Raw genomic sequence first — 16,248 nt, forward strand, 5'->3', positions numbered from 1 at the left:
GGCCGGCGTCGTCGCAGCGGGCGGCGATCTCCGGCAAGGCGCCGAGCGCGCTGCGCCAGGCGCCGGGCGCTGACGTGCAGTCGCAGTCGTGCAGCAGCACGGTGGCCCCGCCGCGCAGGTCGGGCGCGAGGGTGTCCAGAACGCTGCGTGGGGTCGCCTCGGCCGTCCAGTCCCGGCCCCACGCCGTCCACAGCACCGGCGTCAGTTCCAGGTCGCGGGCGGCGACGAGCAGGCCGGCAGAAAGGATGCCGTGCGGCGGCCGGACGAAGTGCGGGGTGCGCCCGGTGATCTCGGCGACCAGGTCGCGGGTGCGCACGAGCTGGTCGCGGGTCGACCGCGGGCCGCGCAACAGCATCGGGCGGTGATCCCAGCCGTGCACCGCGAGCTCGTGACCCGCGGCGACCATCTCCCGGGCCAGACTCGGCGAGCGCTCCAGCAGGCTGCCGAGGACGAAGAACGTCGAGTGGACGTCGAGCTCGGCGAGCACGTCGAGGAACTGCGGGGTCGAGACGGGGTCGGGCCCGTCGTCGAAGGTCAGCGCGACGTGGTCGCCGGCGCCGATTCCGGCGAGCGCCGGGGTGACCCGCAGCCGCAGCCGGCGCAGGGTCGTCAGCGACGGCAGGCCGTAGGCGAGGCCCGCCGTGGCGCTCAGCGCCACCGCCGTGCGGGCGGCGCGGCGTCCCACGATGGACCCGCGCGTCGTGACGGACCGCGTCATGACGCCAAACTCTGCCACACGTGCCACCGGGGCCCCAGCGCGACCCGGCCAGCGGTCCGATATGTCAGGACCGGCCGCCATCCGGGCCGATCGGCATACATTCCTTGCACGCAGACGTGTCGACGGCAGCCGCCGGTGGCGGGCGGCCGTCGCCGCCACCGACCCGCGGAAGGCCTCATGACCCTGGCCTCGACCCTGCAGAAGGGCGCCAACGCGCCCGTTCCCGCCGGGCTGCTGCGCGTCGCGGTCGGCTGGGCGCCGGGCCGCCTGGTGGACGTCTGCGCCGTCCTCGTCACCGAGGAGGAGCGGGTTCGCTCCGACGGCGACTTCGTGTTCTTCAACGCGCCGAGCCACCCCTCGGGCGCGGTCGCCCTGACGGCCGTGGGCCCCGGGACGGCCGGCCTGGTGGTGACGCTGCCGCGGGTGGAGCCGGCGGTGCGCCGGATCGTGATCGCCGGGTCCCTCGACGCGGGGACCTTCGCCGACCTGGCCGACCTCGCCGTCGAGCTGACCGACCGGGCGGGCCGGCCGGTGGCCCGGTTCGTCATGGAATCCGACGAGCCGGTCACCGCGCTGGTGCTCGGGGAGCTCTACCGCCGGGCGAACGGCTGGCGGTTCCGCGCCGTCGCCCAGGGCTGGGACACCGGCCTCGCCGGCCTGGCCCGCGGCTTCGGCATCAACGTCCGCGCCGACCCCGACGCCGCCGGCCACGCCGACCCCGACGCCGTCGGCGACGCCGACCGCGACCTCGACGGCGACGCCCCGACCGGCACCTACGCGACGAGCACCTCGTCGACCAGCGCCGACGTCACCGGCAACGAGCCGACCGGAGACGAGCCGACCGGAGACGAGCCCACGCGGGTGCTCCCCGAGATCGACGCGGACGCCCTCTCAACGGACGCCTTCTCAGCCGACGACACCGAGGTCGCCGCAGAGGACGGGGTCGACGCAGAGGACCGGGTCGACGCAGAGGACGGGGTCGACGCGGAGGCAGCAGGCGAGACCGGAGAAGAAGCCGGTGGCGGGGAGGATGCCGGCGGAGAGGGCGGTGGCGGGGAGGATGCCGGCGGCGGCGGAGAGGGCGCGGTGCAGGCCGAGGTTCCGCGGAACCGCTCGCCGCGTCCCGCCCGGCGGATACGGGCGGACTGGTACCCCGATCCGGTGCGCCCGGACCACATGCGCTGGTGGGACGGGGACCGCTGGCAGGGGCCGCCCACGCCGATCCTGACGGAGTCGGACACGAGCTGTGGACGGTGCGGCGCGCGCAAGCGGCGGCGGCTGCTCGGCGAGCCGCCGGCCTGCGAGGAGTGCGCGCGGGCGATCCGGGCGTACCTGTGGGACTGGCGGGCCCGCGTGGTGTCGTCGCTGACGCGCGACGACCCGACCGGCGCCGACCTCGAACCGCTGTGGGCCGACCTGCGCTACCAGCGGATTCCGGAGTCGGCGGGCTGGGAGATCGTCCGGGCGGTCGGCCCGGCGCACCTGGAACGGCTGGCGGCGTTCGCGTTCGCCGACGGGGTGATCGAGCCGGCCGAGGTCGACCGCATCGAGGCAGCGGCCGGGCGGCTGCACCTGGCCGGCCCGGATCTCGACGCGCTGCGCCAACGCCTCGCCCGAGGCCTGGAGCTGACCCGGATCGGCGCCGGCGAGCTGCCCCGGCTGCCCGCGGGTGCCCTGCACATCGAACTCGACGAGATCGTGCACCTCGACGTGCCGGCCACCCTGGTCCAGCAGACCGCGGACGGTCCCCGCCACGCCCCCGGTCGGCTGCTCGCCACGAACCGCAAGCTGCGCTTCCTCGGCGAGACCGGGCGGGGCGCCGAGCTCGGCCTGTCCAAGATCGTCGAGGTGGAGGCGCGGGGCGGATGTGTCGACATCGCCGCCACCACCACCCGCGGGTCGGGCAGCTACCTCGTGGACGACCCGCAGTATGTCGCCGCGGTGCTGGCCGGAATCCTGCGGATCGCCCGGCGGCAGGTCATCGCGCCGGGCAGCCGGGCGAGCCGGACGATCCCGCAGGAGGTGAAGGCGGAGGTGTGGCGGCGCGACGGCGGGGTGTGCGTCGAGTGCGGGGGCGGCGAGCACCTGGAGTTCGACCACGTGATCCCGTACAGCCGCGGCGGCGCGTCCAGCGTCAACAACCTGCAGCTCCTGTGTCGGCGGTGCAACCGCTCCAAGGGCGCGCGGATCTGACGGCGGGCGGCGGCGAGCAGGACCCGCCGGCCGGCGGCGGACGTCGCCGGCCGGCGGCGGACGGCCGACCCGGCGCCCGGCTGTCGGACAACGGGTGACGGGTGACGGGGAATTGGGTGACTCGCCCGGAATGGTGGTTGCATCCCCGGGGAAGGGATCGGTGATCGGGCTCATGGCACAGGCGGGAGATGCGTCGGCGGTGGGGGCGAGTGACATGGTGACGGGTGACGCGGTGACGGGTGACGCGGTGACGGGTGACGCGGTGACGGGTGACGCGGTGACGGGTGACGCGGTGACGGGTGACGTGACGTCGGGTGACGCGGTGGCCAGGGATGTGACGGCGCCGGTCGACGGGAGGGCCACGGCCCCGGACGTGTTACCGGTTCCGGCCGCCCCGCCGGCGCCGCGGACCCTGCCACCGCAGCCGACGCCGACTGCCCCGCCCGCCCGCGAACCGGACGGTGAGGCGGCCGCCGCCGGGCCGGACGGCGCGGCAGTGCTCGCCGTCTGGTTCCTGACCACCGAGGAGCGCGGGAACCCGAGTACGGAGCTGGACCGGCGCCATCCCGACGGCCGGCCGTGGACCACCGGCAACCTCGTCGTGCCGCTCGTGCATGGCCGGGACTACTTCACCCGCCTGCTGGCCTGCGTCGAGGGACTCGGCGACGGCGACCTGCTGCTGTTCACCGACTGGCGCGGGGACCTCGACCAGCGTCTGGACGGCGCCGGCTCCGAGGTCGGCGAGGTGCTGGGCCGGGCGGCCCGGCGCGGGGTGGCGGTCCGCGGCCTGATGTGGCGGTCCCATCTGGAGCTGCTGTCGTTCAGCTCGAAACCGAACCGGCTGCTCGCCGAGCAGCTCACCAGCTCCGGGGCGCGGGTCGTGCTGGATCAGCGGGTGCGCCGCGGCGGCTCCCACCATCAGAAGCTGGTCGTGGCGCGTCCCGCCGGCGACCCGGCGGCCGGCGTTGCCTTCGCCGGCGGAATCGACCTGTGTTACAACCGGCGCGACGACGCGGCCCACGCCGGCGACCCGCAGAGCCAGCCGATGGCCGCGCCGTACGGCGACGCCCCGCCCTGGCACGACATCCAGGTGGAGGTGCGCGGCCCCGCCGTCGGCGATCTGGAGCACACCTTCCGCGAGCGGTGGGACGACCCGTCGAGCCTGGACAACCCGAACCCGCTGCGGCGGCTGTTCTACCGGCTGCGCCCGGTGGCGACCCGGACCGACGGGTTGCCGGCCCAGCAGCCCGATCCGCCGGCGGTCGGCCCGCACAACGTCCAGATCCTGCGGACCTACCCCCGCAAGCTGCGCCCGGCGTACCCGTTCGCCCGCGCGGGCGAACGCTCGATCGCCCGCGCCTACCAGAAGGTGCTCCGCCGCGCCCGCCGGCTGATCTACCTGGAGGACCAGTACATGTGGTCCGCCGAGGTCGCCAGGCTGTTCGCCGACGCGCTGCGCCGCTCCCCGCAACTGCATCTGATCATCGTGGTGCCGCGCCATCCCACCCAGGGCGGCCGGTTCTCGCTGCCGCCGAATCTGGTCGGCCGCGAGCAGGCGCTGGAGCTGTGCCGGGCGGCCGGCGGTGACCGGGTCGGGGTGTACGACGTCGAGAACCATGCCGGCACCCCCGTGTACGTGCACGCCAAGGCGGTGACGGTCGACGACGTGTGGGCCTCGGTGGGGTCGGACAACCTCAACCGCCGATCGTGGACGCACGACAGCGAACTGGCCGTCGCGACGATCGACGACACGCTGGATCCGCGCGAGCCGCGCGACCCGGCCGGGTTGGGCGACGGCGCCCGGGTGTTCGCCCGCGACCTGCGGCTGCAGCTGTGGCGTGAGCATCTCGACTGGGCGGGCCCGGACGGCGAACTACTCGACCCGGAGACCGGTTTCGCCGCGTTCCGCGCCCGCGCCGAGGACCTGGCCGCCTGGCATGCCGGCGGGCGGGTCGGGGACCGGCCGCCGGGGCGGATCCGTCCGCACAGCCCGGCCCGGCTGAGCCGGTTGGGCCGCGCCTGGTCGGCCCCGCTCTACCACTCGATCTACGACCCGGACGGCCGGCCGCACCGGCTGCGCGCCGCGGGCCAGTGGTGACGGCCACCTGCGCCTGCCGGGGCCCGGCCACCACCCACGTGCCACCCAGGGCACACCCAACGGGTCAGTAGATCCGCGGGTAGTGCCTCGATCGCACCGCCCGGTAGGCACCATGGAGGGATGCCGGTGGATGCCCGCCCGGCATGGGTTTGCGTGCCTGCCGCCCGGCGCGAGTTGGCGTCCGGCGGGCGGCCGCAGCCAGGCGAAGGCGCCGCGGGTGGGGGAAGGCGCCGCAGGTGGGGCGCGTCGTGGAAGGGCGGAGGGTGCGGATCGGACGGCTGGGCCCTATCGGCTGGTTGTTCGTCGTCGCGGTCGTGCTCGTGACGGGAGCGGTGGCCGTCAACCGCACCTCGCACGACCACGCCCGGGTGGCGATGTGGGGCGACTCGTTGGCCTGGGAGGCGGGTGCGTCGTTCACCCGGACGGTGCGCGCCGACGACCACAGCCAGGTCCTGGTGCGCACCTGGGGCGGCACCGCCGCCTGTGACTGGCTGACCGACATCCGCGACCAGGCCCGACGCTGGCGGCCGACCGTGGCCGCGCTGGCCTTCTCCGGCAACCAGGGCACGGCGTGCATGCGGGGACGGGACCTGGTGGCCGCGTACCGGGAGGACATCACGCGGGCGGTGGAACTGCTGACCGACCGGGGCGTCGAGGTCGTCCTCGTCGACGCCCCGCCCCGACGTGACCAGCCGGTCGACGCCGCCGGGCTCACCCCACTGGACCGGGTGTGGCGGCAGATCGCCGCGACCCACGAGCACACCCGCGTCGCCCCCGCCGGCCGGGCGATCAGTGCCGACGGGCGCTACTCCGCGACGCTGCCCTGCGCCGTCGGGGAGACCTGCGGCCCCGGCGGAATGGTCACGGTGCGCAGCCCGGACGGCACCCACTTCTGCCCGCTGGTCCAACCGCCGATGACCGCCTGCCCGGTGCCCTCCCCCGGCGCGATCCGCTACGGCACGGCGATCGCCCGCGAGGCCCTCAACAAGCCCGACGGCACCGGCACCAGTGACAGTGATGGCGGTGACTCCGACCCCGGCAACGGTCCCGACCGGGGCGCCACCGTCGGCCCCGGCGACGGGCAGCGGGTGGCCGGCCCGCCAGGCGGCCACCCACCACGGACCTAGCAGATCGCGCCGAGGACTCGGTACGGCTTCTCGTCGTGTCCCGCGGCTCTCAGGCCACCCGGCGACCGGTCGTGGCCATCCGCCGTCCGGTCACCGAGCGTCGGTGCACGCCCAGGTCGTCGCGCCAGGACAGGTACGTCCGGTCGGACATGCCGATGTCGGACAGCCTGTCGGCCAGGTCGGCGGCGAGCGCCTCGACCTCCTGCGGGTGGTAGACCCGCACGGCGAGGCCGTGCCGGTCGACCGAGGTGATCCCAGCCCGGTCCCGCAGACTGGCGTCGAGCTGATCGGCGAGCTCGTCCGGGCCCGCGATGCCGCGGGGCAGCTCCGGCCATGCGACGTCAACCACCAGACCGTTCGTGGTCATGAGCCCCTCCTCCGATGGACGTCGCCCCGTCCCGGCCGCAGCGGCGGGGCCGGCAGGGTGACCGACGGACATTCCGTTCGCCCTGCCAAGAACATCCCCACCGGCGGAACGTCGAATCATGACATCACGGAATGGTCCGCCATCCCGGACTCCTTCGGCGCCTCGCCGATCTGGGGGCCGGTCCCCGGCGGCTCGCCGCCAGCCGGCCCCTCAGCGCCGGACGGCCCCCCTGCGCCGGGCGACCCCTCTGGGCCGGGGGATCCCTCTAGGCCGGGCGATCCTTCAACCTCCGGCGGTTCGGCGTCGGCGGTGAAGGCCGCCCACAGGCGGGCGTAGGGGCCGCCGGCGTGGACCAGGTCGACGTGCGTCCCCTGCTCGGCGACGCGGCCGTCGGCCATCACCACCACCCGGTCGGCGCGGGCGGCGGTGGTGAGCCGGTGGGCGATGACGATCGTGGTCCGCCGGGTGGTGACGGCTTCGGCGGCGGCGGTGACCGCCGCCTCGGTGGCGAGGTCGAGGGCGGCGGTCGCCTCGTCGAACAGCAGGATGTCGGGGTCGGCGAGCTCGGCGCGGGCGAGCGCCAGGAGTTGGCGCTGCCCGGCGGACAGGCCGCGCCCCCGCTCGCCGACGGGATGGTCGTAGCCGTCGGGCAGGGCGTCGATGAACGTGTCCGCGCCGACCGCGCGGGCCGCGGCCAGCACCTCGCCGTCGGCGGCGTCGGGCCGGGCGTAGGCGATGGCGTCGCGGATCGTGCCGGAGAACACGAACGGCTCCTGCGGCACGACGCCGAGCCGGCGGCGGTAGGCCGACAGGTCGAACTCGCGCAGGTCGACGCCGTCGATCCGGATCGCCCCGCCGGTGACGTCGTAGTACCGGGCGATGAGCTTGACCACCGTGGACTTGCCGGCGCCCGTCTCGCCGACGAACGCGACGGTCTCGCCGGGAGCGATCCGCAGGCTCACCCCGTCGACCGCGTTCGCGGCCGTGCCGCCGGCGATGGTGTACGCGAAGTGGACGTCGTCGAGCACCACCTCGCCGGACAGCCGGCCGACCGGGCGCGGATGCTCGGCCGCCGGCGTGGACGTCGGGGTGCGCAACAGGTCGGACAGCCGGCGCAGGCCGACCATCGCCTGCTGGTAACCGTCGAACACCTGGGAAAGCTGCTGCACCGGCGAGAAGAACAGGTTGACGTACAGGAGGAAGGCGAGCAGTGCACCCGCCGAGAGCGATCCGTGCACGGCGAGATGCGCGCCGATGCCCAGGACGAGGGCACCCGCGATCCGGGAGAGGAACTCCACGAAGGGGAAGTACAGGGCGATCATCCGCTGTGCCCGCATCCGCGAGCGCCGGTAGGAGTCGGCGAGCCCGCGGAACAGCTCCTGGTTGGCCTGCTCCCGGCCGAACGCCTGCGCGACCCGCAGGCCCGTCAGATTCTCCTGGAGGGACGCGTTGACGGCGCTGACCCGCTCCCGGGACTCGGTGTAGGCGGCCGACGAGCGGCGCCGGAACACCACCGTCACCGCGATCAGCACCGGCAGCACGGCGATGACCACGAGGGCGAGCTGCGCGTCGAGCAGCAGCAGCGCGATCAGCACGCCGAAGAAGGACAGCAGGCTGACGATCGCGGTGACCAGGCCGGTCTGGAGGAACGTCGACAGGGCGTCGACGTCGGTCGTCATCCGGGTCATGATCCGCCCGGCGAGCTCGCGCTCGTAGTAGTCGAGCCCGAGCCGCTGCAACTGCGCGAACGTCTTGACCCGCAGCACGTAGAGCAGCCGCTCGCCCATCCGGCCGGTGACCCGGGTCTGCCAGATCTGGACGAGCCAGTCGGCGAGGCTGACGGCGAGCGCGACGCCCGCGGTGGCAAACAGCACGTCGCGGGCCTGCGCGCTCACGCCCGCGTCGACCGCGTGGCGCACCAGCGCCGGCACGGCGAGGCCGGCGGCGGCGTCGAGGGCGACCAGCAGCAGCCCCACCACGAGCGGTACGCGCACCCAGGACAGCAACCGGCGCAACGTGAAGTCCGGATCGGGCGCCGCGGCGGCGGCCTGGTCGACCCGGGGATCGTCGCGGGCCGGCGGTAGGGCGGCGACCCGGGCGAGCAGTTCCGGCGTCGCCGGCACGTCCCCGAACGCCCCGCCCCCGCTCAGCACCCGACCCGATCGTCCCCCGCCGAACCCCCGTCCCCCCGGAACGGAACCGAGCCCACGCCCCGACGGCACCGCCCCGAAACCCGAACCCGACGACGCCGCGCTGATCCCGGGCCCCGAAAGCGCTGCGCCGAACGCCCGGCCGGCGGATGACCCACCGATGTCGCCGGTCGCCTCCGAGCGGGGCGGCTGGCCGGCCTGCCGGCTCCGGTCGTCCTCGGCGTCCGCGACCTCGGCGTCCGCATCCGCGGCGTCGGCATCCTCTGCGTCCGCATCCGCGGCGTTCTCGGCGAGGGTGTCGCCGGGGCCGGCGAGCAGGCGGCGGAACAGGGGGCTGCGGGCGACCAGGTCAGCCTCGGTGCCGACGTCGATGATCCGGCCGGCGTCGAGTACCGCGATCCGGTCGGCCAGGCGCAGGGTGGAGCGGCGATGCGCGATGAGCAGCGTGGTGCGTCCCCGCATGACCTCACGCAGGGTGGCGTGGATCTCGGCTTCGATCCGGGCGTCGATCGCGGAGGTGGCGTCGTCGAGAAGGAGCACCCGCGGGTCGGTCAGCAGCGCGCGGGCGAGCGCGACCCGCTGGCGCTGGCCGCCGGAGAGGGTCAGGCCCTGCTCGCCGACGACGGTGTCATAGCCGTTCGGCAGGTTGCGGATGAAACCGTCGGCCTGCGAGGCCCGGGCCGCCTCGACGATCTGGTCGTCGGTGGCGTCGGGCCGGCCGTAGGAGATGTTCGCCCGGACCGTGTCGGAGAACAGGAAGCTGTCCTCGAAAACCATCCCGATCTGGTCGCGCAGCGAGGCCAGCGTCAGCGTGCGGACGTCGTGGCCGTCGAGGCGGACCGTGCCGCCCTGCGGATCGTAGAAGCGGGGCAGGAGCTGGGAGATCGTCGACTTGCCGGAGCCGGAGGTGCCGACGAGGGCCACCGTCTCGCCCGGGGCGATGCGCAGATCGACGTCGCGCAGCACCGGCCGCGACGGCAGGTAGCCGAAGGTCACCCCGGCCAGCTCGATCAGCCCGCGGGCGGTGCCGAGCACGGTGGCGTCCGGCGCGTCGGTGATCACCGGACGGGAGTCGATGATCTCGAAGATGCGCACCGTGCTGGCCTTGGCCTGCTGACCGACGGTGAGCAGGCCGGCGAGGGTGCGGGTCGGGCCGATGAGCGCCCCGAGGTAGGTGCTGAAGGCGAGGAAGGTGCCGAGGGTGATCCTGTCGGTCAGCGCCAGCCAGCCGCCGAGCGCCAGCACGGCGACCTGCCCGAGCGCGGGCACAGCCTGCATCGCCGCGCCGAACCGGCTGGTGATCTGCACGGCCCGCATCCGCAGCGCGAACAGCGTCCGGGCGTGCCCGGCGAGCCGCCCGAGCTCCCGATCCTCCTGCCCGAAGCCCTTCACCACCCGGACGCCGGCGACCGCCTCCTCGACGGCCCCCGCGACCTCCCCGGCCTGCTGCTGGGCCGCCCAGGTGGCGGGGAACACGGTCGTGCGGGCCCGCAGGCCCAGCAGGAACAGCGCCGGCCCCATGGCGAGGGCGATGAGGGTCAGCAGCGGCGACAGCCAGGCCATCGCGACCAGGGAGGCGACGAAGAGCACCAGGTTGCCGGCGACCATCGGCAGGTACGACAGCAGCCCCTGGATGGCGCCGACGTCCGAGATCGCCCGGCTGACCACCTGCCCGGTCTGGACCTGGTCCTGCCGGGCCCCGTCGAGCCGCTCGATGGTGCTGAAGACCTCGTCACGCAGGTCGTACTGGACGTCCAGCGACAGCCGGCCGCCCACGTACCGCCGCACGAACGCGGCGGCGAAGATGGCCACGCCCGCGGCGAGCAGGACGACCAGGTACGGGGTCAGGGAGTGCCGGTGGGTGACGACGACGTTGTCGATGACCTGCCGCTCGACCAGCGGGACGGCGGCGGTGACGAGCGTGCCGAACAGCGCCGCGCCGAACGCGAGGATCACGTTGCGGCGGTAGACCATGACCTGCCGCCCGAGCCGGCGCAGCCAGCGATCCGCCTCGTCACGCTGCGAGGCGTCCGCTGCCGGCGGCGGGGACTCGTCCGTCGCCGCGGCGAGGCGGCGGCCCTGGTGCGGAAGTTCCGTTTCTCCCGGCCGGGGCGGATTGGCACCTTCTCCGGGTCGGGGCGGATCGGCAGCGGGATGCGCGGAGCCAGACGGCTCGCCGACCAGGCGGGGCGTCTCGGCTGAGGATGCTTCGGGGCTCGCGGTGGACCTCCAGGTCAGCAGGTTCCGACGGATCCGGCCGTGCACGGGCGGGGCGCGGGCGCCGGCACCGGACGCGCGGCCGGGGGCGCCGCGGAGACGCCATGGAGCGCATCGAGGCCGACCGCCAGCCCCGCCCGACCGTACGTCGTACGGCGCCCGATCGCGACCAGCTATGTCTATCAGCGAAACATCCCCGGAACCCGGTTGATGCCCGGACCGCTGCGGGCCTGGACCACACCCTGCCCCGGATCCGCAACGTTCACCCCGGTCCCGCCAGGGACGTCGCCGCCATCCACCGTGCTCTTCACCGCAGGTCCGACCCCCCCGACCACTCCCCCGCGATGCCTGGTAGAGTTCTGGATGTCGACGCGGGACCCGCAAGGGAACGCGCAGGCAACGCGCCGTTAGCTCAATTGGCAGAGCAGCGGACTCTTAATCCGCGGGTTCGGGGTTCAAGTCCCTGACGGCGCACCCGCTCCCACCAGGTCATATGACTTTCGGTGATGTATTTAGAATGATCACTGTACCCACGTTTGTACCCTAGTTCTCCGTGCCCTGGTGGCAGAGACGGCAGACGCCCCGGGCCGCTGCGTGAGGTACACAGCCATCCGGGGCGCCCTGGCTTCCCTTGGGTACAGCGTCAGCCCGCTGGTCCCTCGCCGTCGTCCACGTCGGGTTCGTCGTCGCTGTGCGTCGGCTCGCCGAAGATCCGGTCAAGTCGGTCTACCGCGTCGCGCTGCGTCTCGGGCATCACGTGGGTGTACGTGTTCATGGTGAGTTGGATCGTGGAGTGCCCGAGCAGCTCCATCACCGTCCGGGCCGGCACCCCCTCGGCGAAGAGCATCGACGCGAACGCATGGCGAAGGTCATGCAGCCGAAGCCACGGCAGATCGGCCTGACGGCGCAGGACCTCGAACCGCCGGTTGACGTTGCGCGGCTCCAGGGGCGTGCCGATCGACGAGGTGAACACCAGGCCGGTTTCCGTCCACGCGTCGCCGAGCCCGGTCCGTTCCGCGGTCTGCGTGGCCCGGTGCCGCCGCAAGATCGTCACCAGCCGGGGCGGGATCGGCAGCTTCCGGTGCGAACGGTCCGTCTTCGCCGGGACGAACCGCAACGAGCCGTCCACCCGTTGCAGCGTCTGCCGGACATGGAGCGTGGCGCCGCCCAGGTCCACGTCCGTCCAACGCAGGCCGAGAATTTCGCCACGCCGGAGCCCGAGCATCAGACCGCAGGCGAAGACCGCTTCGAGCCGTTCACCGCGGAGGACCTCGACGAGCCGGCGTGCCTCTTCCGGCCGCAGCGCGCGCACCTCACGATGGGGCACGGGGGGCGCCTTGACCGCCTTCGCCACGTTGCGCGCGACCAGGTCGAGCCGTTCGGCTTCCGCCAGGGAGTTGCGGATCAGGCTGTGCACGTGCCGGACACTTCCCGCGGACAGACCGGCCTTCCTCGCCGTGCTGACGAGCCGCCGCACGTCCAGCGGCGTGAGCTTGTCGAGCTGGACACGACCGATCACCGGAATGATGTGCGTATTGATCAGCCAGCGGTAGGCGCGGAGCGTAGAGGCCCGCGTTCCGTCCCCTTCCTTGATTTCCAGCCACTCCCCCAGCCATACAGCCGTCGTCCGGCGCTCGGCGGTGACGTTGACGCCGAGTTCCGCCGCGCGCTTGACCTTATCGAGCTTCTGCCGGCATTCTTTCTCGGTCTTGGCGTAGACCGTCTTCCGGACGCGTTTACCGCCCTCCCAGCCGAGATCCAGGCGACCGACCCACATGTCATCGCTGGACCGCTGGAACAAGGCGCCCTCGCCCTGCGAACGTCGCCGCTTCTGCCGGTCGTCTCCACCGGCGGACCGCGCGGCCATCAGGCCACGTCCAGCGGGTTGCCGCCCGGCCATTCGACCGCGTCGCACCAGGGGCAGCCGTAGGGGCTGGCTTCCATGTCGCACGCGAACTTGGTCTCTCCGTCCGGTTGGGGGTAGGCGCGTCCCTGGCCGCGGGCGGCCCGGTCGAGGTGGTCGGTCAGCGCCTGAACGAGAGCAATCCTGGGCGCCGTCGGGGGGTGGGTGGGCATGGTGAGCGCAGCTCCTTGCCGGAAGAAGAACGGGAACGGCAGTCCGGGCCGCGGGTGGCGTTGCCCGGTGCCGGTGGGGTTCCGGTTCTCTGGCGCAGGAATGGTCTGCCGGGGCACCGGCCGCGTCCAGGGCGCTTCGCGTCGCTGCGCGATCGGCCTGCGGCCGACCCTGGACCCGTCCGACACCCCGACAGCTTCAGGCGCCACCAGAGAACGGAAGAAAAATGGGTGGGGCGACAGGTGCCGCTACGGGCGGATGACGCTTGCCGCCGCCGGACTCGCCGCGGGGTTCCCGCCGGCCGGGGTGGTTGCCGGAAGTTCGGGGACCGGTCGGAAGATCAGGGTGGCGTCGACGTCGCCGTAGTGTTCGGTGAAGAAGGCGTCCGGCGGCAGGGTGGTGAGCAGGGCGACCAGGTCGCCGATGTCCGCGCCGGGGCGGATGGTGAGTTCGTGGTCGCCGTTGTGGTCGACTCGGGCGAGGAGCATCGGGTGGTCGTCGCCGGGGGTGCGCCATGCGCCGTGCGCGTCGGACGAGAAGATGGGCACAGGTCTCTCTCCTTGTTAAGGCCAAGGGGTGGGGCTCAGGTCCCGGTCGGGTGTTGGTAGCACCCGCCGGGACCGTCTTTGATTGCCGAGAAGCCGCGCCCGCCGCCGGTGGCCCGCGGGCCGGGGCGTGGGACCGTTTGCCGGTCATGCGGCGTGTCCCTCGCCGCGCAGCCCGGCGACGAAGGTGACCAGCGCGGCCGAGGGGATGCGCCGCGACCGGCCGATGCGCACGGATTCGATGTCGCCGGAGTTCATCAGCTCGTAGACGGTGCTGCGGCTGACGCCGAGGAGTTCCGCGGCCTCGGTCGGGGTGAGCAGGAGCTTGGTCACGGGTCCTCTCCGTGGATGTCCAGGGGGTGGGGGTTCAGGCGGCGTCGGGCAGCGGTGGGCCATTTGCCGGAAGCAGGCCTCCGCCAGCCGCAGCACGGGCCGCGTCGAGTTGAGCCCGCCAGGCGTGCCGCTGGGCGACGGCATGCAACAGCAGGTGTTCGCGGCGGGGCGCGGCCGGGTCGCCGGGGCGCAGGAGCTGCCAGGCGGTGCGGTCCGCGGCAGGGTCGCCGGCCGGGCCGTCGCCGGTCTGGCCGAGGGCTTCAAGCTGCTGCCGGATGAACGCGACCCGGTCGTGCCGGTGGTCGGTGAGGGTCTTGCCGGACCAGCGCCGCGAGACCAGGACGCGCCGGCCGCCGAAGCCGAGGGTCTCCCGCCGGTGGACCTTGCCCTTGCACCGTCCGGGTACCAGTCCGGGTCGGGCGTTGCGGGGTTGGATGCCGTAGCGCAGCCAGTTCGCGCAGGTCGGGGAGCACGGTTCGTGGCGCAGCGCGTCGGCGAGCCGGTCGACATGGCGCCGTTGCGGGTCGCTGGCGATGTCGTGGCAGGCGTCGAGGCTTTTGGTCAGGTACTTGGTCAGATAGCCGATCATCCGGCCGGTGGTGGCCGTGTTCGCGGTGACCCCGTCGGCGCGGAGCTGGGGGCCGAAGCGGACGACGTGGGCGGGTTCGTCGTCCTCGCCGATGCCGTCGAGTGCGTCCTCCCAGGACAGCAGCGGCGCCCCGGTGTCGGGGTCGACGTAGCCGGCCGCATCCTCGTCCCAGACCGGTAGCCGGTGGTCGTCGTAGACCGGCCGGTCGGCCGACGGCCACCACACCTGGTGATAGGTCGCCGCCGCCACCAGGCGCAGCATCACCCGGGGCACGGTGCCGCGGATCGCCGCGTGCAGATGCGGCGCAAGGCGCTTCTGTGGTTCCAACGCGGCGAAGTACTGGACATCCCAGCCGACCGCGCGGCGCAGGTTCTGCCAGAACCGGTCGATCAGCTTCGGGAAGTGGATCGCGTCCCGCGCCGCCCGCCGGTAGTCGTACGACGCCGGGTCGACCGGGGTCCCGTCCTTGTGCACCCGGCCGTAGCTGTCGCAGGTCAGGGTGAGGAACATCGACGGCCGCCACACCGTCCCGTCCACCGCCTCGAAGGACCGCCCGACGGTGCGCCGGTCGACAGGGAGCCGGGGCAGATCGGGGGCATCCTGACGCCGCCGAGTCGAACGGACACGGCGCGGCCGGTCCCGGTCGTCCGGGGCAGCCTTGCCACGCACACCCAGCGCGGCGAGTTCGTCGTCGACCTGACCGATCAGCTCGTCGATCTCCCCGGCCTGCCCGGTGTCGCCGGCCGCCAGGACATCGGCACGGGCCGCTTCCAGGTCCGCACGCAGGGCCGCCAGTGCTTTGGCGTCGTCGGTCGGCGGGTCAGGGTCGGGGACCGGTTCGTCGTCGAGGTGCCAGCCGGTCTTGCACTGCGCCATCCGCAGCCGACGCGCTTTCTCCGCACACGGAGGGCATTTCGATGCCAGGGTGGCGCCGCAGGGCACGGGAATGATCTGCGTCTCGCCGGTGTCCAGGTTCGTCCGGCGCATCGGCATCGGCCGGATACACACCCCGTTCTCCACCGCGACGGCCTCGACGACATGACGGGCGAGAGGCATCCGCATGCGGGCGGCCCGGGAACCCGGACGCTCACCGCCCCCCGGGGAAGGGACGGGAGCGGCCGGGTCAGGTCCGAGGGATGGCGCGGTCACGCGGCATCGTCGAGTCGGTTGGGGGCGTCGTCGGGGTCGTGGCCGGCGAAGGCATCAAGGTCAGGCACCCAGCCGCCAGGGGCCGCGGGTTGGTAGGTGTGCACGGTGCGGGTGATCTCGTCGTCGTCGACGAACGCGGCCCGGACCCGGATCGGGTCGGGGTTGCCGTCGTGCAGGACGTAGCCGACCCCGGGCAGGGACAGCGGGATCTCCTCGGCGCGGGCGCCCCGGTCACGGGCACCGGAACCAAGGACAAGATCGGCCTGGTCGGGTTCGGTCATCCGCAGCGCCACCCGCACCGGGAACAGGTCCCGGAACGGCAGCACTTCCTTGCGCGGGTCCTGCACCGCGGCCAGGACCACCACCCCGGGCGCCCGGCCCTGCGACAACAGCAGCGGCAGTGCCGCGCCGATGCGCTTCTTGAGATCACGATCGGTGACGTAGGCGGTGAGAGACGCGATCTCGTCGACGACCAGAACGATCAGCGGTTCGCCGACGGTCGGGGTGTGGAGTCGGGTCACACCGGACAGCCGGGCGGTCCGGTCCTGCATGACGCCCACGGCGTCGTCGAGGAGAGCGGCGATCGTGTCCGTGGTGGTGGCGAAGCGGGCGGGCGTGTCATTCCATCCGTGTAAGCCGGAGGTGGACCATGATCGATCTACCTTAGATCGGGTAGGTCGGAAAAGGA

General features: G+C 73.4%; 11 protein-coding genes, 1 tRNA gene and 1 pseudogene. 4 read left to right on the top strand and 9 right to left on the bottom strand.

The window, feature by feature from the left end; all coding sequences use genetic code 11:
- On the bottom strand, window positions 1-718 hold a 718-nt coding region (locus ND748_RS11480), incomplete at its 3' end, for a polysaccharide deacetylase family protein (protein WP_251745696.1).
- A gap of 177 nt (window positions 719-895) precedes the next feature.
- On the opposite strand from ND748_RS11480, the gene ND748_RS11485 reads away from it, so the two are divergent.
- From ND748_RS11485 to ND748_RS11495, 3 genes are all read left to right on the top strand, one after another.
- Window positions 896-2,911, top strand: coding sequence for a TerD family protein (locus tag ND748_RS11485; protein WP_251745697.1), 2,016 nt, complete (start codon window positions 896-898; stop codon window positions 2,909-2,911).
- Between the two features lie 172 nt (window positions 2,912-3,083).
- Window positions 3,084-5,009, top strand: coding sequence for a phospholipase D-like domain-containing protein (locus ND748_RS11490; RefSeq protein ID WP_251745698.1), 1,926 nt, complete (start codon window positions 3,084-3,086; stop codon window positions 5,007-5,009).
- A gap of 263 nt (window positions 5,010-5,272) precedes the next feature.
- Window positions 5,273-6,136 carry a hypothetical protein gene (locus ND748_RS11495; protein ID WP_251745699.1) on the top strand — a complete coding sequence of 288 codons (864 nt, stop codon included), beginning with the start codon at window positions 5,273-5,275 and terminating at the stop codon, window positions 6,134-6,136.
- Window positions 6,137-6,185: 49 nt separating this feature from the next.
- Here the strand turns inward: ND748_RS11495 and ND748_RS11500 are convergent, their stop codons facing one another.
- A complete protein-coding gene (locus ND748_RS11500; RefSeq protein WP_251745701.1) occupies window positions 6,186-6,503 on the bottom strand; it encodes a hypothetical protein in 318 nt (105 codons plus the stop codon).
- A 116-nt stretch (window positions 6,504-6,619) separates the two neighbouring features.
- On the bottom strand, window positions 6,620-10,627 hold the full coding sequence (locus ND748_RS11505) for an ABC transporter ATP-binding protein (protein ID WP_251745702.1): 4,008 nt from the start codon (window positions 10,625-10,627) through the stop codon (window positions 6,620-6,622).
- Window positions 10,628-11,271: 644 nt separating this feature from the next.
- Here ND748_RS11505 and ND748_RS11510 point away from each other — a divergent pair.
- A tRNA-Lys gene (locus tag ND748_RS11510) sits at window positions 11,272-11,344 on the top strand.
- A 169-nt stretch (window positions 11,345-11,513) separates the two neighbouring features.
- Here the strand turns inward: ND748_RS11510 and ND748_RS11515 are convergent.
- The 6 genes and pseudogenes from ND748_RS11515 to ND748_RS11540 all read right to left on the bottom strand — a co-directional run.
- The gene (locus tag ND748_RS11515; RefSeq protein WP_251745704.1) at window positions 11,514-12,737 is read right to left on the bottom strand and encodes a site-specific integrase; all 1,224 of its coding nucleotides are present in this window, start codon (window positions 12,735-12,737) and stop codon (window positions 11,514-11,516) included.
- Window positions 12,737-12,946: a hypothetical protein gene (locus tag ND748_RS11520; RefSeq protein WP_251745706.1), complete on the bottom strand. Its 210-nt coding sequence runs from the start codon at window positions 12,944-12,946 to the stop codon at window positions 12,737-12,739. The genes ND748_RS11515 and ND748_RS11520 overlap by 1 nt, the downstream gene beginning before the upstream one ends.
- 246 nt (window positions 12,947-13,192) lie before the next feature.
- Entirely contained in the window at window positions 13,193-13,492 is a 300-nt protein-coding gene (locus ND748_RS11525) for a hypothetical protein (RefSeq protein WP_251745707.1), read from the bottom strand.
- Between the two features lie 144 nt (window positions 13,493-13,636).
- Window positions 13,637-13,822 carry a helix-turn-helix domain-containing protein gene (locus tag ND748_RS11530; RefSeq protein WP_251745708.1) on the bottom strand — a complete coding sequence of 62 codons (186 nt, stop codon included), beginning with the start codon at window positions 13,820-13,822 and terminating at the stop codon, window positions 13,637-13,639.
- A 34-nt stretch (window positions 13,823-13,856) separates the two neighbouring features.
- A complete protein-coding gene (locus ND748_RS11535) occupies window positions 13,857-15,560 on the bottom strand; it encodes a replication initiator (RefSeq protein WP_374215897.1) in 1,704 nt (567 codons plus the stop codon).
- Window positions 15,557-16,248, bottom strand: a pseudogene (locus ND748_RS11540) (hypothetical protein); the annotation flags it as partial. The gene ND748_RS11535 and the pseudogene ND748_RS11540, both read right to left, overlap by 4 nt.

Origin of the sequence: Frankia sp. AiPs1 (genome assembly GCF_023716945.1) — a bacterium.
Lineage (GTDB): Bacteria > Actinomycetota > Actinomycetes > Frankiales > Frankiaceae > Frankia.